The organism is Neobacillus sp. PVCKKU3 (assembly GCF_058323225.1).
In genome coordinates this window covers 1-21,965 of record NZ_JBLVQN010000009.1, presented here as the reverse complement: position 1 = coordinate 21,965, position 21,965 = coordinate 1, and the positions used below count along the sequence as shown (strand labels likewise).

At 40.5% G+C, this 21,965-nt stretch carries 20 protein-coding genes; 19 read left to right on the top strand and 1 reads right to left on the bottom strand.

Annotated elements, in window-relative coordinates:
• Positions 1-273 precede the first annotated feature (273 nt).
• The 10 genes from ACNQGS_RS08035 to ACNQGS_RS07990 all read left to right on the top strand — a co-directional run bounded on the left by ACNQGS_RS08035 (position 274) and on the right by ACNQGS_RS07990 (position 10,463).
• Entirely contained in the window at positions 274-486 is a 213-nt protein-coding gene (locus ACNQGS_RS08035; protein ID WP_491486877.1) for a hypothetical protein, read from the top strand.
• Between the two features lie 345 nt (positions 487-831).
• The gene (locus tag ACNQGS_RS08030) at positions 832-1,470 is read left to right on the top strand and encodes a helix-turn-helix transcriptional regulator (protein WP_491486876.1); all 639 of its coding nucleotides are present in this window, start codon (positions 832-834) and stop codon (positions 1,468-1,470) included.
• Positions 1,471-1,647: 177 nt separating this feature from the next.
• Entirely contained in the window at positions 1,648-3,057 is a 1,410-nt protein-coding gene (locus ACNQGS_RS08025) for a tryptophanase (RefSeq protein WP_491486875.1), read from the top strand.
• Positions 3,058-3,155: 98 nt separating this feature from the next.
• Entirely contained in the window at positions 3,156-3,872 is a 717-nt protein-coding gene (locus ACNQGS_RS08020) for a ribulose-phosphate 3-epimerase (RefSeq protein ID WP_491486874.1), read from the top strand.
• Positions 3,873-3,892: 20 nt separating this feature from the next.
• Entirely contained in the window at positions 3,893-5,065 is a 1,173-nt protein-coding gene (locus ACNQGS_RS08015; RefSeq protein ID WP_491486873.1) for an iron-containing alcohol dehydrogenase, read from the top strand.
• A 2-nt stretch (positions 5,066-5,067) separates the two neighbouring features.
• Positions 5,068-6,072 carry a class II fructose-bisphosphatase gene (glpX, locus tag ACNQGS_RS08010; RefSeq protein ID WP_491486872.1) on the top strand — a complete coding sequence of 335 codons (1,005 nt, stop codon included), beginning with the start codon at positions 5,068-5,070 and terminating at the stop codon, positions 6,070-6,072.
• A 42-nt stretch (positions 6,073-6,114) separates the two neighbouring features.
• The gene (locus ACNQGS_RS08005) at positions 6,115-6,780 is read left to right on the top strand and encodes a transaldolase family protein (RefSeq protein WP_491486993.1); all 666 of its coding nucleotides are present in this window, start codon (positions 6,115-6,117) and stop codon (positions 6,778-6,780) included.
• Positions 6,764-8,167 (top strand): Sapep family Mn(2+)-dependent dipeptidase, encoded by a 1,404-nt coding sequence (locus ACNQGS_RS08000; protein WP_491486871.1) that lies wholly within the window; start codon positions 6,764-6,766, stop codon positions 8,165-8,167. Before ACNQGS_RS08005 ends, ACNQGS_RS08000 begins: the two co-directional genes overlap by 17 nt.
• A 70-nt stretch (positions 8,168-8,237) precedes the next feature.
• Positions 8,238-9,878, top strand: a complete 1,641-nt coding sequence (locus tag ACNQGS_RS07995) for a PTS transporter subunit EIIC (protein WP_491486870.1) — start codon at positions 8,238-8,240, stop codon at positions 9,876-9,878.
• 69 nt (positions 9,879-9,947) lie between these two features.
• Positions 9,948-10,463 carry a PTS sugar transporter subunit IIA gene (locus ACNQGS_RS07990; RefSeq protein ID WP_491486869.1) on the top strand — a complete coding sequence of 172 codons (516 nt, stop codon included), beginning with the start codon at positions 9,948-9,950 and terminating at the stop codon, positions 10,461-10,463.
• A 311-nt stretch (positions 10,464-10,774) separates the two neighbouring features.
• On the opposite strand, the gene purF is transcribed toward ACNQGS_RS07990, so the two are convergent.
• The gene (purF, locus tag ACNQGS_RS07985) at positions 10,775-12,154 is read right to left on the bottom strand and encodes an amidophosphoribosyltransferase (protein WP_491486868.1); all 1,380 of its coding nucleotides are present in this window, start codon (positions 12,152-12,154) and stop codon (positions 10,775-10,777) included.
• A 212-nt stretch (positions 12,155-12,366) separates the two neighbouring features.
• Here purF and purK point away from each other — a divergent pair, with 212 nt between their 5' ends.
• The 9 genes from purK to purD all read left to right on the top strand — a co-directional run bounded on the left by purK (position 12,367) and on the right by purD (position 21,932).
• On the top strand, positions 12,367-13,494 hold the full coding sequence (gene purK / locus ACNQGS_RS07980; protein ID WP_491486867.1) for a 5-(carboxyamino)imidazole ribonucleotide synthase: 1,128 nt from the start codon (positions 12,367-12,369) through the stop codon (positions 13,492-13,494).
• A gap of 65 nt (positions 13,495-13,559) precedes the next feature.
• Positions 13,560-14,279 carry a phosphoribosylaminoimidazolesuccinocarboxamide synthase gene (gene purC / locus ACNQGS_RS07975; RefSeq protein ID WP_491486866.1) on the top strand — a complete coding sequence of 240 codons (720 nt, stop codon included), beginning with the start codon at positions 13,560-13,562 and terminating at the stop codon, positions 14,277-14,279.
• Positions 14,272-14,526 carry a phosphoribosylformylglycinamidine synthase subunit PurS gene (gene purS, locus ACNQGS_RS07970; RefSeq protein ID WP_491486865.1) on the top strand — a complete coding sequence of 85 codons (255 nt, stop codon included), beginning with the start codon at positions 14,272-14,274 and terminating at the stop codon, positions 14,524-14,526. Before purC ends, purS begins: the two co-directional genes overlap by 8 nt.
• Before the next feature lie 12 nt (positions 14,527-14,538).
• On the top strand, positions 14,539-15,222 hold the full coding sequence (gene purQ, locus ACNQGS_RS07965; protein WP_491486864.1) for a phosphoribosylformylglycinamidine synthase subunit PurQ: 684 nt from the start codon (positions 14,539-14,541) through the stop codon (positions 15,220-15,222).
• Positions 15,209-17,497, top strand: coding sequence for a phosphoribosylformylglycinamidine synthase subunit PurL (gene purL / locus ACNQGS_RS07960; protein ID WP_491486863.1), 2,289 nt, complete (start codon positions 15,209-15,211; stop codon positions 17,495-17,497). Before purQ ends, purL begins: the two co-directional genes overlap by 14 nt.
• Positions 17,498-17,510: 13 nt before the next feature.
• On the top strand, positions 17,511-18,545 hold the full coding sequence (purM, locus tag ACNQGS_RS07955; RefSeq protein WP_491486862.1) for a phosphoribosylformylglycinamidine cyclo-ligase: 1,035 nt from the start codon (positions 17,511-17,513) through the stop codon (positions 18,543-18,545).
• A 2-nt stretch (positions 18,546-18,547) separates the two neighbouring features.
• Entirely contained in the window at positions 18,548-19,126 is a 579-nt protein-coding gene (gene purN, locus ACNQGS_RS07950; RefSeq protein ID WP_491486861.1) for a phosphoribosylglycinamide formyltransferase, read from the top strand.
• Complete coding sequence (gene purH / locus ACNQGS_RS07945) at positions 19,123-20,655, top strand: bifunctional phosphoribosylaminoimidazolecarboxamide formyltransferase/IMP cyclohydrolase (protein WP_491486860.1); 1,533 nt, start codon at positions 19,123-19,125, stop codon at positions 20,653-20,655. Before purN ends, purH begins: the two co-directional genes overlap by 4 nt.
• Positions 20,656-20,669: 14 nt before the next feature.
• A complete protein-coding gene (gene purD / locus ACNQGS_RS07940; protein ID WP_491486859.1) occupies positions 20,670-21,932 on the top strand; it encodes a phosphoribosylamine--glycine ligase in 1,263 nt (420 codons plus the stop codon).
• Positions 21,933-21,965: the final 33 nt, after the last annotated feature.

Here is a 21,965-nt window from a genome sequence, read left to right as displayed (position 1 = left end):
CGGGTGGATTATCCTACCAATATGCCGATCCCCTGCTGAGGGATCCGTCTATTGCTGAACCGGACATGTTACTACATGTTTGGTCTTTTTTAAATTATTCCATATTTAATTATATTATAACTGATATTTATAAAAATAAAAATAAATTGCTACGAACTACTAGAAAGGTATTTTTAATACCAGACGTTAAGGATACGCTTATGTCCATGAGCGATTTAATTAATTTTTCAATTATAAGGACAGACTAGTAATGAAAGAGGAGGAATCTATGCAATGATTAAAGAAATATACTGGAATGCGCCCGTAATACAAATACAGCATAACGATTTCGGCGAATGGGAAACAATGCTATGGACAAACAGGAACTGTTGGAAAATTGTCTTTGAAGCTCTAGAACAGTATTATTCTGCAGAGGAATATCGAGCTATAGACGCAAATGGAGAGATAATGGAATACCCACCAAAAAGAGGACCACATAAGATTTAAGGGAGCCAGACAGCGAGGGCTCCTTTTGTATTTGGGAACTCGTAAGATTTACCGGTTCCATTTTTCCTCTTTACAAAATGTCCTGTCAATTAGGAATTAACTTAAGCAAAAATTCAAAACTTGAGTATCTGGAAAAGAAAAAAACTTCATAATCCAAGAAGTGTGAACAACGATTCATACATGTATGAAAATTATAATTTATTATTTTAAAATTATGGTAAAATAATCCTGTGACGTGAAATAGGAGTCATATTTGTTGATTGAGGTGAAGAAATGCCGTTGTATAATAGACTAGTCTGCGATAAAGAATGCAGGATAGTACAAAAAAATTAGAGGTGGACCAGTATGAATACCCTAGATTCTTATATCCCCATGATTAAATTTTTCTCTCAATTTCTTGGTACCGATGCAGAAATTATCTTATATGATACGAATACAAATGCAATTAAGTTAGTTGAAAACCCGTTTAACCCTGACATTGGAGTAGGAAGTCCAATTCCTGATATGGAAAGAAAGTTTGTCGAACAAGAATTATATAAAGAAGAAGAATCAATAGTGAACTATCGGGCTTTTTCATCTGAAAGGAAAAAATTAAGGTCAGCAACTCATTTCATTAAAGATGATAATGGTGCATTAATGGGTTTGCTAATTATCAACTATAAGGTAGATGAGTTAATTGAACTGAGAAGTTTACTAAATCGTTTGATTAGTGGTTCTGAACCTTTTCAATATAAAACGGATCATTTCTATGAAAGCTATAATCTTTCGTTTGAAGATTTAATGACAAATATTATACAGGAGGCTTTAAAGAACTTTAACGCTTCTCCAGAAAGATTAAGCCATGAGGAAAAAATGACTCTTGTACGTATGCTGGATGAAAAAGGTGTGTTCTTGATGAAGGGGTCTATTAGTGAGTTGGCAAAGATTTTAAACACTTCTGAAACGTCTGTGTATCGATACATTAATAAGTTAAATGAAAAATAATGATATTTAAAAACCCCGTTGGATATGATTTTCATATACTCGGGATTTTTTATTATTGTGAAGTTAGTAATGGTAAAAATAAAAATTTTCAGAATTGTATTGTAAGTAAATTTTCATGGTGTTAAAATATTTACAAGATGTAAAAATTTTAACAACACATGAAAGGATGATTTTGATATGCGTTTTATGACTGCTGAACCTTTTCGCATAAAAATGGTGGAAAGAATTAAAAAAAGCACAAAAGAACAACGTCAACAATGGTTGAAAGAAGCAAGATTTAATGCTTTTCAAATTAAGGCTGAAAATGTTTATATTGATTGTATCACGGACAGTGGTACGTCAGCGATGAGCAGTGAGCAGTGGTCTGCTCTCATGCTAGGAGATGAATCCTATGCAGGGTCTAAAAGTTTTTATAAATTAGAAGAATCTGTTCAAGATATTTTCGGAATGCCTTTCGTGCAGCCTACCCATCAAGGAAGAGCAGCTGATTACATAATGGCAAAGCTTTATGCGAAACAAGGAAAATACGCGATTGGAAATATGCATTTTGATACTTTTAGAGGAAATGCAGAAGTATTAGGCGCATTAGCTGTTGACTATGTTTGTGATAATGGAAAAGATACAGCAAGTCCTCCACATCCTTTTAAAGGAAATATCGACATCCAAAAAATGGAGAGATTGATTGAAGAAAAGGGTGCTGAAAATATTTCAGTTGTCATTATCACTGTGACATGTAATAACAACGGTGGTCAGCCTGTTTCGATGCAAAATATTAAGGAAGTTAGCCTTTTATCCCAGCAGCACAACATACCGGTTGTCATTGACGCTGCGCGACTTGCTGAAAATGCTTACTTTATTCAACAGAGAGAAGAAGGCTATCAAAATAAGTCAATCAAGGAAATCACTAGAGAGATGTTTTCTTATTGTGAAACAGCGACAATGAGTTCCAAAAAAGATGGCCTAGTTAACATCGGCGGTCTTTTTGTAACAAAAAATGAAGAGGTATTTAAGTTTGCGCAACAATTAGCCATTGTTCATGAAGGTTTCATCACTTATGGCGGCTTAGCAGGGCGTGATCTGGAAGCGCTTGCGGTTGGTTTACAAGAAGGTGTCGATGAACAATATTTAGAGTACCGGATTAACCAGGTTAAATATTTAGGTGACCGTTTAAAGGAAAGAGGCATTCCAATTATTGAACCAACAGGGGGACACGGTGTTTACGTAGATGGAAGGAGATTCTTCCCGCATATCCCACAAAGTGAATTCCCTTCACAACGATTAGTGGTTGCTCTTTATGAAGAAGCTGGTGTTCGGGCTGTTGAACTAGGTGCTTGTGCCTTCGGATCAAAAGATCCTTTAACTGGTGAGGATATATACCCAGAAGTGGAAGCGATGAGAATAGCCATTTCAAGGCGGGTTTACACGAATAGCCATATGGATGTCATCGCCAATGCCCTCGGAGAAATTTATGAAAAAAGAGATCAGTACAAAGGTATGAAATTGGTATATGAAGGCCCTATCACGTCATTACGACACTTTACGGCAGGATTTGAACTATTGCCTCAGACCAACCCTATAGGTGTATAAAGGGTTTAAGACATTAAAAGCCGATTCATCTTAACCATAAGAATGTTTCGGCTTCCTATTAAAATAGTAAATATTAACGAAAAAAGTGGAGGTACACAATGAATAAATACATAAAAATTGCTGCAGGTTTAGCACATGTTGATTATGGTCATATCGCTGATATTGTACAGGAAGCAAGCGAGGCAGGGGCGGATTATATCCATTCAGATGCTGCTGATATGCATGATTTAAAAAACATGCAACTAATGGGCGGACATCAGATTATTGAAGGAATTCGTCCAGTAACAGATAAACCTATTGAGTGTCATATTTATACACGTGAATGTGACCGTCTATTTATTGAAAAAATTGCCGCTGCTGGTGCTAATATGTTAATCATCCCGGTAGAACATTTTATCGGAGCGCCACTCGCATATATCATTAACTACTGCCGAGAATTTAAGATGAAAATTGGTCTTACCATTGGCTGCTACACACCATTATCCTTTGTGGAAGAAGCCATTTATGATATCGACCGTCTCCATATTGTTGTTCATGGCGTGGATGAAACTGACGGTAAGGATAATTGGGGTTGGAGAAGGTCTTCCATCGATCTTGTAAAAAGAGCTAGAAAGCTTATTAATGAGAAAAATCCGAGATGTGAACTTGCTGTTGATGGCGGATTAAGAGCTGAAAATTTGGATCCTATGATTGAAGCGGAGCCCGATGTTGTTATCTTATCCTCAGGCATTTTTAAATATGAAGGCGGAATTACTGCCGGAGTAAAAGCTTGTCGAGAGGCTATTGATGCTGCAAGTATTAAGTACTTTGGGTAAGAAAGCTAGGAGGGAAAGGAATGGAATTTACATTTAATTTACCCACGAAAATTAACTTTGGTGTTGGTTCCAGAAAGAAAATTGGTGAACAAGGAAAGGAATATGGAAGAAAGTGCCTTATTGTTAGAACACCAGTGAAAAATCCCAGTCGTGAAAAATATTTTACAGAAATCACAGAAAGTCTTGAAAAGAATGATATAGAGTATGAGATTTTTAATGGTGTTGAGCCAAACCCAACAACGGTAATGGTTGATCAGGGGAAAAGAATGGCAATTGATGAGAAGGTTGATTTTATACTAGCATTTGGCGGCGGTTCCTCAATGGATACCGCCAAAGCGATCGCGCTACTGGCGGCAAATCAAGATTTTTCATGGGAATATAGTTTTGACCAATTTTCTGATCCCTTTCAAGATAAGGTGATGGGAGTTAAGGCTCTGCCTTTAGTAACAATTACGACCACCTCAGGCACAGGTTCACATGTCACGCAAGCAGCTGTTGTAACAAATGCAGAGAAAAAAGAAAAGTTGACACTTTTTCATTCCTGTATTTTTCCAAAAGTCGCCATTGTAGATTCTGACCTTATGCTGACTGTCCCTGAAAAAACAACGGCTGAAACTGGTTTTGATGCAATGTGTCATGCAATGGAAAGCTTTTTTAATCCAAGAGCAACAAAATTGACAGAAACACTTTCATTGCAATCTATTTCAATCATTGCTAAATCACTGCCTCTTGTATTGAAAGATTTAGAAAATAGTAAGTTAAGAGAGAATTTGGCCTATGCGGACACTTTATCCGGCATTTGCCTTTCCAATGCTGGAGCAGAAGCGCCACATCCGATTGCTGAAACCATCAACGGTTATTTTCCGAAGTTAGCGCATGGGCAGACATTAGCCTATGTATACCCAACATACCTAACACATGCAAGTTCAGTCATACCGGAAAAAGTTGAGATTCTGCTTGGTATTTTAAAAGACTACCAACCTACTCAAGGGCAGGAATCATTAGGTGAACAAGCTGCATTAACGATGCAAAACTTTTTACAAGCAATCGGGCTTTCACAACCATTCAAGTATGAAGGCAATATTGAAGCACTTGTAAACGAAATGAAAGAAAAGCTTTTCTTTAATCTTCCATTAACAAGAGCGGATAAACTTCAGGAAATTCTCACACAAAGCTTATTAAAAGAGGTGTGAACATGAAAGAGGATCTTTATTTTTCACTCGTAAACATTTGCGAAAAGGCTGCTCTTGATACTTATAAGTGGATTGGAAGCGGAAATAAAGAAGAAATTGACCGGGTTGCTGTTGAAGCAATTCGGCATGGACTAAATCAGATGGATGCTAGTTTTCGAATTGTTTCCGGGGAAGGTGAAATTGATGAGGCACCTTTGCTGCGAGAAGGGGAATGCTTTGGAAAAGAAAATGCTAATCTTTCATTTGATGTTGCTGTCGACCCAATCGAAGGAACAACATTAACGGCTAAGGCACTACCAGGTGCAGTAACAGTCTTGGCTCTGACTAAAAAAGATGGGATGATTTCTACCCCGGATATGTACATGGAAAAACTGATGGTCGGTCCAAAAGCAAAAGGTGCTATCGATTTAAGTCTATCATTAGAAAAAAACATCGTTGCGGTTGCTAAAAAACTAAATAAAACCATTCAAGAAGTTTCAGTGATGATTCTTGATAAACCTAGACACGCAGAGGTCATCCGCTATTTAAGAAATAACGGCATTAAAGTAGTCACACCAACAGATGGAGATGTGCCGAATAGTTTATTATTAGCATTAAACAAAGGGGATATTGATTTAATATATGGAATTGGCGGTGCACCTGAAGGCGTAATATCGGCGGCAGGATTAAAGGCGGTTGGTGGAGATATGCAAGCTAGATTTCTCCTGCGTCGTGATGTAAAAGGAATATCTCCTGAAAACGATGCAATTTCTAGTAAAGAAGAAAGGAGGTGTAAAAATAAAGGCATACCAGTTGGGGAAATATTAAAAATCGACGATCTTATCTATGATAATCACCCAATTTTAATTGCAACGGGTATCACTAATTCTGAGTTATTACAGGGAGTTGCCGTCATAAAAGATCATACAAAAAGAACTCAAAGCCTATTAATCAATGGCAGAAACCATAAAGTTCAATATATTACATCAGAGTATAAGGACATAATGAAAAGCTCACTCAGTTACTAGTGATAGTATGAATTTATATGGGTAAGGGGATTGAAACATGTGATGTACCTAATTGACTCAGCAAATACAGAAGAAATTAGCCGTTCATTGGAACTTGGTGTAGCTGGTATTACAGCAAATCCCGCTCTATATGTAAAACAAAATACAGACTTCTATCAATTTCTAAGAAATTATAGTCGATTAGATATTTTGCTAACAGCAGAAGTGATCGGTGATGATTACGAAGATTTGCTACAACAATCGAAAAAAATAACAGAAATTTCAAAAAATATAGTTATTAAAATCAATTATTCCCCAGCTGGCTTAAAACTTGTTCGAAGGTTGAAAGAAAAAGGTATTAAAACAGCGGTCACGTTAATTTTTGACATGAATCAAGCCATGTTGTCCATAAATGCGGGGGCAGATTATCTATTCCTTTTTGTTGCACGAAATGAAGAAGTTGGCGTAGATGGAACGATGTTTGTAAAGAATGTAGCAAGAGTTATTGAAAAGAAAAATTATTCAACAAGAATTATTGCGGCGAGTATTAGGACTAAATATCAGCTAGATTCCGTTGCATTATATGCGGATTATATTGCAACCCCGTTTAGACTTATTGAAGAGAGCTTCCAACACACTTTAACCACTTCAGGTAAAAAACAGTTTGAGGATGACATGAAAAACCTCGTTCGTATTGAGGAGGAACAATCCCTTGAACCTATATCATAAATTTTATTATGATAAACTGCAATTTTATGAAGAAGAATTAATATCCGATTTGGCAAGCTTAATCCAGATTCGATCTGTACGTGACGAAGAGACAATCTCTGCTCAAGCACCTTTTGGGAAAGGGATTCGTGAAGCGTTCGATGAAATGTTAAAAATTGCGAATCGTGATTCCTTTAGGTATACAGATTTCGATGGGTACGCTCTTCATCTTGAATATGGAAGCGGAACTGAGATTGTTGGAATATTGGCTCATTTAGATATAGTTTCTGAAGGTAATAAAAATGACTGGACATTTGATCCCTATACGTTAACCGAACATAACGGTTATCTATATGGGCGAGGAGTTAATGATGATAAAGCTCCACTATTAGCTGCCTATTACGCTATTAAAATACTCAGGGATTTAAACATACCTTTGAAAAGAAGAATCCGATTGATTATGGGAGGGGCAGAGGAAACAACTTGGGAATGCATGGATCATTATTTTAAATATAACTCTCAGCCTGATTTAGCTTTTACCCCAGATGGAGATTTTCCGATTATCAATTGTGAAAAAGGAGTCATTCAGGGTATTTTTAGAATAAATAGTGAAAGGGTTTTCAACGTTAATTCTCCTCATCAATTACTAGAAATTCATAGTAATAGACAGTTTGGGTTTATATGTGATGAATGCAAAGTAGTTATTGAAAGTGAACGTCCTGAAATAGTAAGAAACAATCTTGTTAATGCGGATGAAGTGGAGATTTGCAATCAAAAAATAACCGCCATATATAGAGGTAAAAAGGCTTTATCCCGTAATCCTCATAAAGGAAAGAATGCAATCTTTCCTCTCATCCAAAATCTCTCTAACCTTAAAACGGAGCTAGGAAATGCAGAGCAGTTTATTCATTTACTAGAAACATATTTTTTAGAGGATGTTTATGGAGAAAAAATTGGTTTATACCAGCAGGATAGTGAAACTGGACAAACGACATTGGCAATCACTTACGTTTCCTTCGATGGAGAAAATTTTGAGATTGCTTTTGACTACCGATTCCCTAAGGGGCAAAGCTTGGAAGCGGCTATGGATCTGTTAACAATGTTTAGCCATAAACATCAATTAGATTTATCAATCCATAGAACAGCGGATCTGCATTATTTAGAACAAGGTACGGAGTTAATTCAGACTCTTAAACGGGCATATAAGAATGTTTCTGGCAAAGAAGCATCCATGATTACCAAAGGTGGGATATCCTACGCAAGAGTATTAAAAAATGGCGTATGTTTCGGCCCAACCTTTATCGGAGACGAACCAAACACCCATATGGCAAACGAACGAATTCGAATAGAGACATTATATAAATCAATTTTAATCTATTGTGAAGCGATTCGATTGTTGGCATCCTAGACGATTACATCTCGGTCCTTTGTTTAGAAAAGTTGTGTGGAAACAACTAAATATTTGGGAGTGAGAATAGATGAAAGGTAAAATTCAAGTATTTGCAGGATCGATGATGATTCCAGTTATCTTACTGGTAGTTGCGGGGATTTTTATTGGAATTGGGTCAGCATTTGCAAACATAGAAAACGTCAAGGCTCTTCATTTAGGTTGGTTAATAAAAGATGGGAACTTTCTCCATAGTTTCTTTGTTGTATTCAACAGTTTAGGTTTTATGGTCATGAGATTTCTTCCGGTCTTCTTTGCAGTGGGTATTGCATTTGGATTGGCAAAGAAAGAAAAAGGATGGTCGGCTTTAGGAGGACTTGTTCTTTTTCTTGGTCTTAACACGGTTATCAATACGATGTTAAGCATCAACAATTTAACAGCAGATACCACCTCTATCGAAGCACTGGTGAAATCAGGTTATACGGAGTTAGAAGCCAGAAATTATAATTCATTATTCGGTTTTAATCTAGGCATTTTTAGTTACAATATGGGGATATTTTCAGGATTGATTGCTGGTGCTGTAGCAAGTATTGTCCATAACAGATATTGCGAAAAACAATTGCCAAATGCCCTTTCATTCTTTTCAGGTCCCAGATTTGCTCAAATTTTAAATTTTGTAGTTGTTATTCCTGTTGGAATTTTATTGTACTATATTTGGCCATTTATTGGTAATGGTCTAGCCAGCCTCAGTCATTTTATTACGGCCAGTGGTTTAATTGGTACGTTTGCATTTGGTTCTCTAGACCGTGCTTTGCTGCCTATTGGTATACATCATTTAATAGCTTTCCCAATTGAATATACCTCCGTTGGTGGAACAATGACAGTAGATGGCACACTCTATGAAGGTGTTCGAAACATTATGCTTGCGCAGCTTGGATCACCATCAGAAAGCGAATACATTGTCCGTAACTTTACAACAGGCCGTATATTATTCCATTTTGGCGGGTTGCCTGGTGCTGCACTAGCCATCTATCTGACAGCCAAGAAAGAAAATCGTAAAAGGGTTGCCAGCTTATTAATCCCAGCTGTATTAACGGCCGTATTAATCGGGGTAACGGAACCGATTGAGTATACTTTCTTATTTGTTCAGCCACTTCTTTATTTCTTAATTCATGTTCCAATGTCTGGATTGTCTTATGTCTTTACTGAAATGATGAATGTTTCCATTATTGGGACCGCGGTTCGCGATATGTTCCCGAATCTTCTGCAAACAGATAAAGTTCATGCCTTACCGTTACTGTTTCTCATTCCAGCATACTTTGCAGTTTATTATTATGCATTTAGATGGGCTATCTTAAAATTCAATATCAAGACCCCTGGCCGCGAAGATTCTGAGAGTGATAGCACTATTAAACTTTATACGAAACAAGACTACATTCAACAGAAAGAGCATGCAGCATCGAAAGAAGGCAGTCCATTAAAGACTTCAGATCAAATATTCGATATTATTTCTGCTCTTGGAGGTAAAGAGAATATCAGCCAAGTGACGAACTGTGCTACAAGGTTACGAATCAATGTAGTCGATGAAAATAAAGTAGAGTCGGATGAAACATGGGTCAAAAACCTTGAGGCTAAAGGGGTAGTACGCAATGGAAAGTCCCTCCAGATTATTTACGGAACCCATGTCATTACACTTGCAACGAAAATAAAAGACAGATTAGGTATGGAGTAATTTGCAGTTGTTAACAGGGATTGCTCAGAAGAGTTTTTTTAATAGCATGATCGGTAAGGAGAGAATGGAATGTTGAAGAAATTATTTGGTTTATCGAAAACCAAACGACAAGAAATCTTATTAGCTCCTGTATCTGGTGTTGTGGTACCGCTAGATCAGGTGCCAGATCCAACTTTTGCAAAAAAAATGTTGGGGGATGGGGTGGCGATTGAACCTTCAGAAGGAATAGTAGTCGCTCCTATTGATGGAGAAATTATCACACTTTTTCCAACCAAGCATGCAATAGGTATCAAATCTGAGCAAGGACTGGAAATACTGATTCATATTGGTCTAGATACAGTGAATATGGATGGGGAAGGCTTTGAAGTTTTTGTTAAAGTTGGTGACAAAGTAAAGGCAGGAACAAAACTGGTTAACTTCTCAATAGAATTAATTAAACAAAAAGCAGCAAGCACCATTACACCTATTGTAATTACCAATCAAGGAAATGCGTTAATGGAAATTTCTGCTAAAGGTAAAATTATTAAGAGAGAAACAGAACTAATAAAAGTTACGAAAAATACGGATAACTCTTTGGACAAATAATTATACGTTTTGTCATTTAGAAAGATCACCCCCTTGTTATATATTAAGACCAAGGGGGATTTTGTATCTAATGAGTTACTAGACTAAAAGGTAAGAAGAAGAGAGAATATTTTTCAGCAAGTGATAAGGGATTGGGTGTATCCTAATATATTGAGGAAGCAGACCTTTATATCGAAGTAAACCTTAACGCGCAGACGATCTTAAGAAATATTAAAGCACTAATATACTCCCCCAAATTCATCGGTACCTGCATGAATTTGTGGGGAGTATGCTAACCGCGATCTTCATAGTAAATTGGTACGAATTTTTATTCATTTTAAATACAAATTGGTTGGATATGCCCCGCTAAAACAGGCTATACAACGACTGCTAGTATCTGCAAGATCTACATCAACAGCCTCTAATAACCCTTCGGTGCTTAAAAAGGCCAATGAATCTGCTCCGATCACTTGTCCCATTGCTTTTTCATGTTCATGCTTGTTTGCAAAAAGCTCTTCTTTTGTTGGCATATCAACACCATAAAAACAAGGGTTTTTAACCATTGGTGAAGTGATTCTTACATGGACTTCCTTTGCCCCTGCCTGGCGAATCAACTGGACAATCCGCTTGCTTGTGGTTCCTCGAACAATCGAATCATCGACAAGTACGACTCTTTTACCCTCGAGGAGCTCATGAACGGGGCTTAATTTAAGACGGACAGCTAAATCACGCAATTCTTGCGTTGGTTCAATAAAGGAACGACCTGCATATGGGTTTTTGATGATGCCCATTTCATAAGGAATTCCCGATTGCTGGGCATAGCCAATAGCGGCAGGAACACTCGATTCAGGAACAGCCACCACTACATCAGCTTGGGCAGGGTGTTCTTTCGCTAAAATTTGCCCTAATTCTTTCCTGATGCCTAATACATTTCTTCCATGAATCACGCTATCAGGGCGGGCAAAATAAACAAATTCAAAAGAACAAAGGGAAACCTCCCCCTTTTCCGCAAATCTCCCTGTTTTTATTCCCTTCTCGTCTACAAGAAGCCATTCACCGGGCTCAACGTCTCTCCAGAACTTGGCATCCACTGCATTTAAAGCACATGTTTCGGAAGCCGCTATGATAGACTCTCCGATTTTTCCGAGACTGAGAGGACGTAACCCATGACGATCCAGGGCAATAAGCATTTGTTTTTCAGTCATAATGAGCAAGGCAAATGAACCGTCCAGCCGTTTAAGAACGTCTGGTCCAGCTTCTGAAAAATACTTTTTACTGGAACGCGCTATGAAGTGAGCAATAATTTCCGTATCCGTTGTTGTCTGAAAGATGGCACCTTGTTGCTGCAGGACATTACGCTCAATTCTTGCATTTACAAGGTTGCCATTATGAGCAACAGCCAAATCCCCCTCACTATACTTAAATACAAGGGGCTGAGCATTTTGGAGTAAGCTTTCTCCAGAGGTGGAATATCGTACATGACCAATGGCCATATTTCCGCTAAGCCCATCAAGGGTTTTTCGGGAAAATACTTGGGTTACTAAACCCATTCCCCGATGATGCCTAAATGTTTTTCCATCACTTGCTACTATCCCGGCACTCTCCTGTCCACGATGCTGAAGGGCATGTAGCCCGTAATAAGTTAAATCAGCCGCTTTCGGGTGATTAAACACTCCAAATACTCCGCATTTCTCCCGCATTTCCTCAACCATATGCGTAAGCCTCCCCGTACATATTCATTCTATTATTTTTGTCGAGTGATGATTTTCTATCCTAAATAATTTATTGCAGTCTTTGTTTATTCAATGGTACCAACAGAAAGAACTTTTTTGGTGTTTAATAGTGCGGATGAGGAGAACATAAAAAAATGAAAAGTTTTAAAAAATTAGAAGCATCTATTGGCTGTTGAGGGAGGCGAACGCTAATGAAAATAATTAAACCTGGCTCTACGATCGGTATTTTAGGGGGAGGACAGCTGGGAAGAATGATGTCACTTGCTGGGAGAAATATGGGATATCGCTTCATTACCTTGGATCCGACACCGGATTCTCCATGTGGACAGGTGGCTGATCGACAAATCATCGCTCCGTTTTCCGAGTTAAAAGCAGCAAAAGAGTTAGCAGATTCCTCAGACGTGATTACCTATGAATTTGAGAATGTTGATTCTAATGTAGCCTCTATCTTAGAAACAACATCTTTCGTACCACAAGGAAGCGAGCTCCTAAAAATAACCCAAAATCGTATTCGTGAAAAAACCGCGTTACAGTCTTACGATGTGCCTGTAGCCCCTTTCAGGGTTATAGAATCTGAAAGTGATATTCGCGCGGCAATTGATGATTTTGGGATGCCTTGTGTCATGAAAACAGCAACAGGTGGTTATGATGGCAAAGGCCAATGGGTGATCCGAGATAAAGGTCAACTATCAACTGCTGTAGATGCTTTAGAAAATTCAGGTGTAGAAATGATTATGGAACAATGGATCCCCTTCAGCAAGGAACTATCGGTGATTGTTGCCCGCAATTTATCAGGTCAGGCTAAGACCTTTCCTGTTGCTGAAAATATCCATATCAATAACATTTTGCATCAGTCCATCGTGCCTGCAAGAATCACGGATGATCAGCGAAGTAACGCAGAAGCCATCGCATTGAGAATTGCCGATTTCCTCCAAGTCGTTGGATTAATTGCCATCGAAATGTTCCTAACGAATGAGGGGGATATTATCGTAAATGAGTTAGCCCCAAGACCTCATAATTCAGGTCATTATTCGATGGATGCTTGTATCACATCACAATTTGAACAGCATATTCGGGCCATATGTGGACTGCCCTTAGGAGATACTACCCTTTTAAGTCCAATTATCATGGTGAATATTTTAGGCCAGCATGTAGATAAAGTGTTAGATAAAATGGATCAACTTCCTAGTGCGGCCAAACTACATTTATATGGGAAGAAGGAAAGCGGAGAAAATAGGAAGATGGGCCATATCAATTTTTTAGGTGCAACTTTGGAGGAAGTGACCGAGCAAATAAATAAACTTCAAATTTGGTCCTGAAAAATGAAGTGTAATTGATAGGTATGGAAGTTATCGAAACGGGCTTAAGAACAGGAGGGATAATCGTGGAAAAATTAGAACAGCTTTATGAAGGAAAAGCCAAAAAGGTGTTCAAAACATCAGAGCCTGGAAAGTATTGGATTGAGTATAAAGATGATGCCACTGCCTTTAATGGCGAGAAAAAAGCACAAATTGCGGGAAAAGGAAAGTTAAATAACGAGATTAGTACCATTTTTCTTACTTTATTGAAGGAAAAAGGAGTGGACAATCATTTTATTAAAAGAATCTCAGCAACAGAACAAATCGTCCAGCAGGTGGAAATTATCCCCATTGAGGTGGTGGTTCGAAACATTGCAGCTGGATCACTTGCCAAAAGGTTGGGATGGGAGGAAGGAAAGGATCTCCCACAGCCCATTGTGGAGTACTACTTTAAAAATGATGAGTTAGGGGACCCTTTCATTAACAATGATCATATTGCCATTCTTGGACTTGCAACAGAACCAGAATTAGCTGAACTTCGAAGACAATCCCTGATCATCAATGAGATTTTAAAAGAGTATCTGTTAAACAAAGATATTATCCTAGTTGATTTCAAATTGGAATTTGGGAAAACTCTAGAAGGAAAATTAATCTTGGCGGATGAAATCTCTCCGGATACGTGTCGATTCTGGGATGCCCATACAATGAAAAAGTTAGATAAGGATAGGTTTAGACGAGATTTAGGGAATGTTGAGGAAGCCTATCAAGAAATCCTACGGAGAATTGGGGGTAGTGTAAATGTTTAAAGCGACGGTCTATGTAACATTAAGGGAAAGTGTGTTAGATCCACAAGGGAATGCCGTTCATGAGTCGCTCCATTCTCTTGGCTATGACGAGGTTGGGGATGTTCGAATAGGGAAATACATGGAGATTGAATTTAAGAGCGAGGACAAAAAGGCGGCGGAAGAACGGGTAAGGGATATGTGTGAGAAGCTGTTAGCCAACACCGTCATCGAAGATTATAGGTTTGATCTTAACAGGCTGGAAGGTTAGGAGGGGAACAAGTTGAACTTTGCTGTACTGGTTTTTCCTGGTTCAAATTGTGATATAGATATGTATAAAGCTGTTTTAGATACGATTGAACAACCTGTCGAATATGTATGGCATCTTGAGACGGACCTGGCAAAGTATGATGCGATTCTTGTCCCTGGAGGGTTTTCCTATGGGGATTATTTGCGTCCAGGGGCTGTAGCGAGTCTATCTCCTGTTATGGAGCAAGTAAAAATAGCAGCGGAAGAAGGTAAATTGGTGCTTGGGGTCTGCAATGGATTTCAGATCTTAACGGAAGCAGGATTATTGCCAGGTGCTTTACGGAGAAATCAACGCTTAAAGTTTCACTGTGACACCATCGATTTAAAAGTAGAAAACAACAAAACTCCATTTACCTTAGAATACCTCGAAGGCGAAACAATCCGTATTCCCATCGCCCACGGGGACGGAAATTATTATTGCGACGAGGATACACTAAAATCATTAGAACAGAACAATCAAATCGTATTCAGGTATAAAGGGACGAATCCAAATGGTTCCATTTCTGAGATTGCCGGGGTAATAAACGAGAGAGGTAATGTTTTAGGTTTAATGCCGCACCCGGAACGTGCCGTTCATAAATGGCTGGGGTCAGATGACGGAAGGCGGATGTTTTCTTCTATCTTAAATTACTGGAGGCGACAGCATGGCACAGTATAATGAACCGACTCCTGAGCAAATTGTTGAGCAAAAGATCTATCGAGAAATGGGATTGACGGACGAAGAGTTCGATAAAGTAATTGAGATTCTCGGGCGGAAACCCAATTATACGGAAACGGGCATATTTAGTGTCATGTGGTCCGAGCATTGCAGCTATAAAAATTCAAAGGTAGTACTCAAACGTTTCCCCACTTCCGGTCCTCACGTGCTGCAAGGACCTGGAGAAGGAGCGGGAATTGTCGATATTGGCGATAATCAAGCAGTCGTCTTTAAAATTGAAAGCCACAATCATCCATCGGCCATTGAGCCCTATCAAGGTGCAGCTACAGGGGTTGGCGGTATTATTCGTGATGTTTTTTCGATGGGAGCAAGACCGATTGCTTTATTGAACTCATTAAGGTTTGGTGAACTGGATAACCCAAAAACCAAATATATTTTTGAAAATGTAGTTGCGGGCATTGCAGGATACGGTAACTGTATGGGAATCCCTACTGTTGCAGGAGAGATCTACTTTGATTCATCCTATGAAGGAAATCCGCTGGTCAATGCTATGTGTGTTGGCTTAATCGACCATGATCAAATTCAAAAAGGGGTAGCCAAAGGAATTGGCAATCCTGTCATTTATGTCGGGGCAGCGACTGGAAGAGATGGGATTCATGGAGCGACATTTGCTTCAGAAGAGTTGAGTGAAAATTCCGAAGCGAAACGCCCAGCGGTTCAAGTTGGCGATCCATTTATGGAAAAATTGCTGCTGGAAGCGACTCTTGAATTGATCACCTCTGGTCACGTTGTCGGTATTCAGGATATGGGGGCGGCGGGATTAACCAGCTCCAGCTCTGAAATGGCCAGTAAAGCGGGAAATGGCATTGAACTCGACCTTGACCTTGTTCCTCAACGTGAAAAAGGTATGACGGCCTATGAAATGATGCTCTCAGAATCCCAAGAAAGAATGCTGGTTGTGGCGAAGAAAGGAAAAGAAGAGGATGTAAAAAAGATTTTTGATAAATGGAGATTACACTCTGCTGTAATCGGCAGGGTCACAGATGATAACCTGCTCAGGTTGCTTCATAAAGGGGAGGTGGTGGCCGAAATCCCGGCAGACAAGCTGGCGGAGGATGCGCCGGTATATTGTAAGCCATCTAAAGTTGCTCCTTATTATGAACAATACTCCTCATTTGATCCGGCTGCAGCCATTGAGGAACCCAGCGACTATCATTCCGTCTTAAAGCAGTTGTTAGCATCCCCTACAATTGCAAGTAAGGAATGGGTTTACCAGCAGTATGACTATATGGTTCGAACCAATACAGCCGTTATCCCAGGATCGGATGCCGCTGTTGTGGCCATTCGTGGAACACGCAAAGCATTGGCGATGACAACAGACTGCAACGGAAGGTATGTTTACCTTGATCCATACGTTGGAGGAGCCATTGCTGTTGCCGAAGCGGCTCGTAATGTCGTCTGTTCAGGTGCGGAGCCATTGGCCATTACCGATAACTTAAATTTTGGGAGCCCAGAAAAACCGGAAATTTTCTGGCAGTTTGAAAAGGCGGCAGATGGAATTAGTGAAGCGTGCCGTCAGTTGAATACACCGGTCATTGGCGGAAACGTCAGTCTTTATAACGAGACAAAAGGAGAAGCCATTTATCCAACACCAACGATTGGAATGGTTGGCTTAATTAAAGATATCGACCATATTACGACCCAGGAATTAAAAAAAGAAGGAGACCTCATCTTTTTATTGGGGGAAACCAAAGCTGAGATGGGCGGATCCGAATACCAAAAAATGGTGACAGGAAAAATTGAAGGCCGTCCGCCGCAGATTAGCCTTGATTTGGAAAGGAATGTTCAGACTTTTACCCTCAAGGCAATTCAAGAAGGCTTGGTGCAATCAGCCCATGATACGGCAGAAGGCGGATTGGCCGTTGCGCTGGCAGAAAGCTGTATTGGCGGAAAGCTCGGGGCGGAAATTCAATTAACTGACAACCTTCGCCCAGATTTTAGCCTTTTTAGTGAATCGCAATCTCGAATCATTCTTTCCGTATCAGGCAAATACGCTGAAAAGATCAAGGAAATAGCGAAACAGCAGGGTGTTCCGATAAAAGAAATTGGGAAAGTGAGAGGTAAGGAATTGACGATTACACACAATGGAAGAAAAGTCATCTCAGAGCCAATTGCTGCTTTGGAAGAAGCGTGGCGGGGTGCAATTCCTAACATAATGCGTTCAGGATTAGTAAAAAAGTTAAACATGCAGGAAATCTCGGCAAGTTTACCGTAAAGGAGTGAACCGGATGAGTGAGGCGTACCGTCAAGCGGGTGTCAATATAGATGCAGGTAATGAAGCGGTTGAAAGAATGAAAAAGCATGTGAAAAAAACCTTCCGTCCTGAGGTGCTAACCGGATTAGGGGGGTTCGGCGCTCTATTTAAGCCAAACTTAACAGGAATGGAAGAGCCGGTGTTTGTTTCCGGTACGGATGGGGTAGGGACCAAATTGAAAATTGCCTTTGCCATGGACAAGCACGATACGATCGGAATCGATGCTGTGGCCATGTGTGTAAATGATGTCATCGTCCAAGGGGCCGAGCCCCTTTTTTTTCTAGACTATCTGGCCTGCGGCAAGATCATTCCCGAAAAAATTGAAGCCATCGTCAAAGGAATCGCGGATGGCTGTGAACAGGCCGGATGTGCCTTGATCGGCGGAGAAACGGCTGAGATGCCGGGAATGTACCAGGATGGGGAATATGATATTGCAGGTTTTACAGTTGGCATGGTGGATCAAAAGCATCTGATTGATGGAACCAAAGTAAAAGAAGGTCAGGTCCTGGTTGGGCTGGCTTCAAGTGGTGTACATAGCAATGGGTTTTCATTGGTCCGAAAGGTACTATTGGAGGATGCCAAGCTATCCTTACATGACTATGTGGATGAATTGGAATCTGAATTGGGACCAGTATTACTGGAAGCAACAAAAATTTATGTGAAATCCGTCCTTTCAACCATACGGAAATACAATGTCTTTGGTCTTGTACATGTAACAGGCGGGGGCTTTTACGATAACATTCCTCGGATTCTTCCTAAGGGTTTACAGGCTGAAATTAGGGATGGATCATGGACGGTTCCGAAAATTTTCTCCTTTATTCAAGAGGCGGGCAAAATTTCTGATTATGATATGTTCCGAACATTTAATATGGGAATTGGGATGATTTTGGTCGTTGATGCTGCAGACTCAAAGGGCATTTTGGAGCACCTGCAATCGTTAGGTGAAGATGCGTATGTGATTGGCACTGTGCAAAAAGGTACCGAAGACGTCGTATTTAAGAAGGAGTAGGTATGAAGATTGCCGTTTTTGCTTCTGGTACGGGTTCTAATTTTTCAGCGATTCTGGAATCGATCCAATCGAAAAAAATCACGAACGTTGAAGTGGTTTTACTCGTCAGCGACCGCCCCGAAGCCCTTGCGGTTCAGAAAGCAAGGGAGGCAGGGATCCCAGTGTTTACGTTTAGAGCGAAAGATTTTCCAGACAAACGAACCTATGAAGAAGAGATACTTCAACAGTTAACACAAAAGCAGGTTGAGTTTATCGTATTGGCTGGGTATATGAGACTGTTAGGGCATGTTTTACTCATGGCTTTTGATGGAAAAATCATCAATGTCCACCCGTCCTTATTACCGGCATTTGCAGGTAAGGATGCCATTGGCCAGGCGCTCGATTATGGGGTCAAGGTGACCGGTGTGACGGTGCATTATGTAGATGAAGGGATGGATACAGGTCCCATTATCGCCCAACAAGCTGTCAACGTTACCCCGGATGAGACCAGAGAAACATTAGTAAAAAAGATTCAAGCCATGGAGCACCAATTATTACCGGAAGTGATCCATCGTCTAGCGAATAGGGAGGCAGTAAAATGACAAGGGCTTTGATTAGTGTTTCCGATAAGGCCGGAATCGTCGAACTTGCAAAGGAATTAGAGAAGCTTGAGGTTGAAATTATTTCGACAGGCGGTACCGCGAAATTACTTGCGGAGGAAGGTGTCAAGGTCACCGGAATATCGGAGGTTACTAATTTTCCGGAAATATTAGATGGGCGGGTGAAAACCCTTCATCCCAATATCCATAGCGGACTTTTGGCCATAAGGGATAAGGAAGAACACCGAAAGCAAATCGAGGAACTTGGAATCCAGCCAATTGATTTAGTTATAGTGAATTTATATCCATTTAGAGAAACCATATCGAAACCGAATGTGACCTATGAGGAAGCGATCGAAAACATTGATATTGGCGGGCCGACCATGCTGCGCTCAGCAGCTAAAAATCATGCCTTTGTTACCGTTGTCGTCGATGCGCAGGATTATCCCATCGTCCTGAATGAAATGAAAAATGGCGGAGTAACCATGGAAACGAAAAGACGGTTAGCAGCGAAAGTGTTCCGTCATACGGCTGCCTACGATTCCCTTATTTCTAACTATTTAACGAAGCAAACAGGAGAGGAATGGCCGGAGCAATACACGGTCACGTTTGAGAAAGAACAAGACCTAAGATACGGAGAGAACCCGCATCAAAAAGCGGCTTTTTACCGAAAGCCATTAGCTAGCTCCGGGACATTGTCCATGGCTGAACAATTGCACGGAAAAGAATTGTCCTACAATAATATCAATGATGCAGATGCGGCTTTATCCATCGTAAAAGAGTTTGATCAGCCAGCTGTCGTGGCGGTCAAACATACCAATCCTTGCGGCGTGGGTATTGGAAACACCATTTTTGATGCCTATCAAAAGGCGTATGAGTCAGATCCTGTATCGATTTTTGGAGGAATCATTGCCGCGAATCGGAAAATTGATCGGCCAACAGCAGAGAAGATGAAGGAAATTTTTCTTGAAATCATTATGGCGCCTGATTTTGATGATGAGGCCTTGGAATTGTTAAAGGGAAAGAAAAACCTTCGCTTGCTCCGGCTCGGTGAGGTGAAAATGGCATCGCAGCCAGAACTGAAGCTTTCCTCTGTTTCAGGAGGAGTCCTCGTTCAAGAAGATGATGTAAAGCAGATTAGTGCGGAGGATCTTCGTGTCGTTACCGAAAGAAAGCCTACCCAGGAAGAAGTGGAACAGCTTCTTTTTGCCTGGAAAGTGGTTAAACATGTAAAGTCTAATGCCATTGTCCTGACAAAGGATTTTCAAACAATTGGGGTTGGAGCGGGCCAAATGAACCGCGTGGGATCGGCAAAAATAGCAATAGAGCAAGCCGGGGGAAAAGCGGCAGGCTCCTTCCTAGCCTCCGATGCCTTTTTTCCAATGCCGGACACGGTTGAGGAAGCCGCAAAGGCAGGTATTACCGCCATCATTCAACCAGGTGGTTCCATCCGGGATGATGAATCCATTGAAGCGGCAAATAAACATGGAATCGCCATGGTGTTTACGGGCATAAGACATTTTAAACACTAGGGGGTATCAGCTGAATGAAGGTGTTAGTCGTTGGGGGAGGCGGTCGTGAACATGCCATTGTGTGGAAATTGTCTCAAAGTCCCAAGATTGAACAAATTTTTTGTGCTCCAGGCAATCCGGGAATCGCAGCATTAGCGAAATGTATACCCGTTGCTGTTTCAGAGATCGAAAAATTAGCTGAGTTTGCAAAAAATGAACAAATAGATGTAACGTTTGTAGGGCCGGAGGAGCCTCTTTCAAAGGGGATTGTCAACCATTTTAAAAAACAGGGATTAGCGATTTATGGACCTACAAAGGAAGCAGCAATGATCGAGGGCAGTAAGGCCTTCGCAAAAGAGTTAATGATGAAATATCAAATTCCCACTGCGAAATATGCTGCTTTTACAAATTTTGAGGAAGCTTTAGCCTACGTCCGCAGGGAAGGAGCACCAATCGTCATCAAAGCAGATGGCTTAGCAGCGGGAAAAGGTGTGGTTGTAGCAAAGAGTCTGGATGAAGCTGAGGAAGCGCTAAAAAGTATGTTGAAAGATGTCACGTTTGGTTCGGCTGGAGCAAGAGTAGTGGTCGAGGAGTATCTCGAGGGAGAAGAAATGACCTTGCTCGCCTTTGTCAATGGTACGACTGTGAAGCCAATGCTTCCGGCCCAAGATCATAAGCCTGTGTTTGATGGCGATGAGGGGCCTAACACGGGTGGAATGGGAACGTACGCGCCATTACCTCAAATTGATTTATCCCTGGTTGAAAGGATTGTGCGAGAAATCGTCCAACCAACGGTAAGAGGAATGGAAGCGGAAGGCTGCCCCTTTGAGGGGATTCTTTATACGGGTTTGATGCTGACAAAGGATGGGCCTAAGGTGATTGAATATAATGCACGCTTTGGTGATCCGGAAACACAGGTTGTTCTCCCTCTTTTAGAAACAGATCTATTAGATATCGTAATGGCAAGCATCACCGGTGAATTAGAGAGTGTAGACGTGAAATGGAAAGACAAGTCGGCTGTTTGCGTGATTATGTCTTCTGCCGGCTACCCAGGTCCATACGAAAAAGGCTATGTCATTCATGGATTGGATCAGGTTTCTGATCCGGCGATCGTTTTTCATGCTGGTACCTCTGAACAGGAGGACAAAATCGTGACCAGCGGCGGACGTGTTCTGGGGATTACTGCAATAGGGGATACCTTGAAAGAAGCGAGGAATTTGGCGTACCAGTCCGTAGAAAAGATCTCTTTTGCAGGTGCTCATTACCGGACCGATATAAGTTCCAAGGCTTTTCAATAAACATGCTGGAAGCATATATAAATAAGCTGAAAG

Bases quoted from the DNA above. Each gene is read 5' to 3' on its own strand.
- purN (WP_491486861.1), top strand. From the start codon at position 18,548: ATGAAGATTGCCGTTTTTGCTTCTGGTACGGGTTCTAATTTTTCAGCG.
- purH (WP_491486860.1), top strand. From the start codon at position 19,123: ATGACAAGGGCTTTGATTAGTGTTTCCGATAAGGCCGGAATCGTCGAA.
- ACNQGS_RS08025 (WP_491486875.1), top strand. From the start codon at position 1,648: ATGCGTTTTATGACTGCTGAACCTTTTCGCATAAAAATGGTGGAAAGA.
- ACNQGS_RS08015 (WP_491486873.1), top strand. From the start codon at position 3,893: ATGGAATTTACATTTAATTTACCCACGAAAATTAACTTTGGTGTTGGT.
- purL (WP_491486863.1), top strand. From the start codon at position 15,209: ATGGCACAGTATAATGAACCGACTCCTGAGCAAATTGTTGAGCAAAAG.
- purD (WP_491486859.1), top strand. From the start codon at position 20,670: ATGAAGGTGTTAGTCGTTGGGGGAGGCGGTCGTGAACATGCCATTGTG.
- ACNQGS_RS08020 (WP_491486874.1), top strand. From the start codon at position 3,156: ATGAATAAATACATAAAAATTGCTGCAGGTTTAGCACATGTTGATTAT.
- ACNQGS_RS08030 (WP_491486876.1), top strand. From the start codon at position 832: ATGAATACCCTAGATTCTTATATCCCCATGATTAAATTTTTCTCTCAA.
- glpX (WP_491486872.1), top strand. From the start codon at position 5,068: ATGAAAGAGGATCTTTATTTTTCACTCGTAAACATTTGCGAAAAGGCT.
- ACNQGS_RS08005 (WP_491486993.1), top strand. From the start codon at position 6,115: ATGTACCTAATTGACTCAGCAAATACAGAAGAAATTAGCCGTTCATTG.
- purK (WP_491486867.1), top strand. From the start codon at position 12,367: ATGAAAATAATTAAACCTGGCTCTACGATCGGTATTTTAGGGGGAGGA.
- ACNQGS_RS07990 (WP_491486869.1), top strand. From the start codon at position 9,948: ATGTTGAAGAAATTATTTGGTTTATCGAAAACCAAACGACAAGAAATC.
- purF (WP_491486868.1), bottom strand. From the start codon at position 12,154: ATGGTTGAGGAAATGCGGGAGAAATGCGGAGTATTTGGAGTGTTTAAT.
- purS (WP_491486865.1), top strand. From the start codon at position 14,272: ATGTTTAAAGCGACGGTCTATGTAACATTAAGGGAAAGTGTGTTAGAT.
- purM (WP_491486862.1), top strand. From the start codon at position 17,511: ATGAGTGAGGCGTACCGTCAAGCGGGTGTCAATATAGATGCAGGTAAT.
- ACNQGS_RS07995 (WP_491486870.1), top strand. From the start codon at position 8,238: ATGAAAGGTAAAATTCAAGTATTTGCAGGATCGATGATGATTCCAGTT.
- ACNQGS_RS08035 (WP_491486877.1), top strand. From the start codon at position 274: ATGATTAAAGAAATATACTGGAATGCGCCCGTAATACAAATACAGCAT.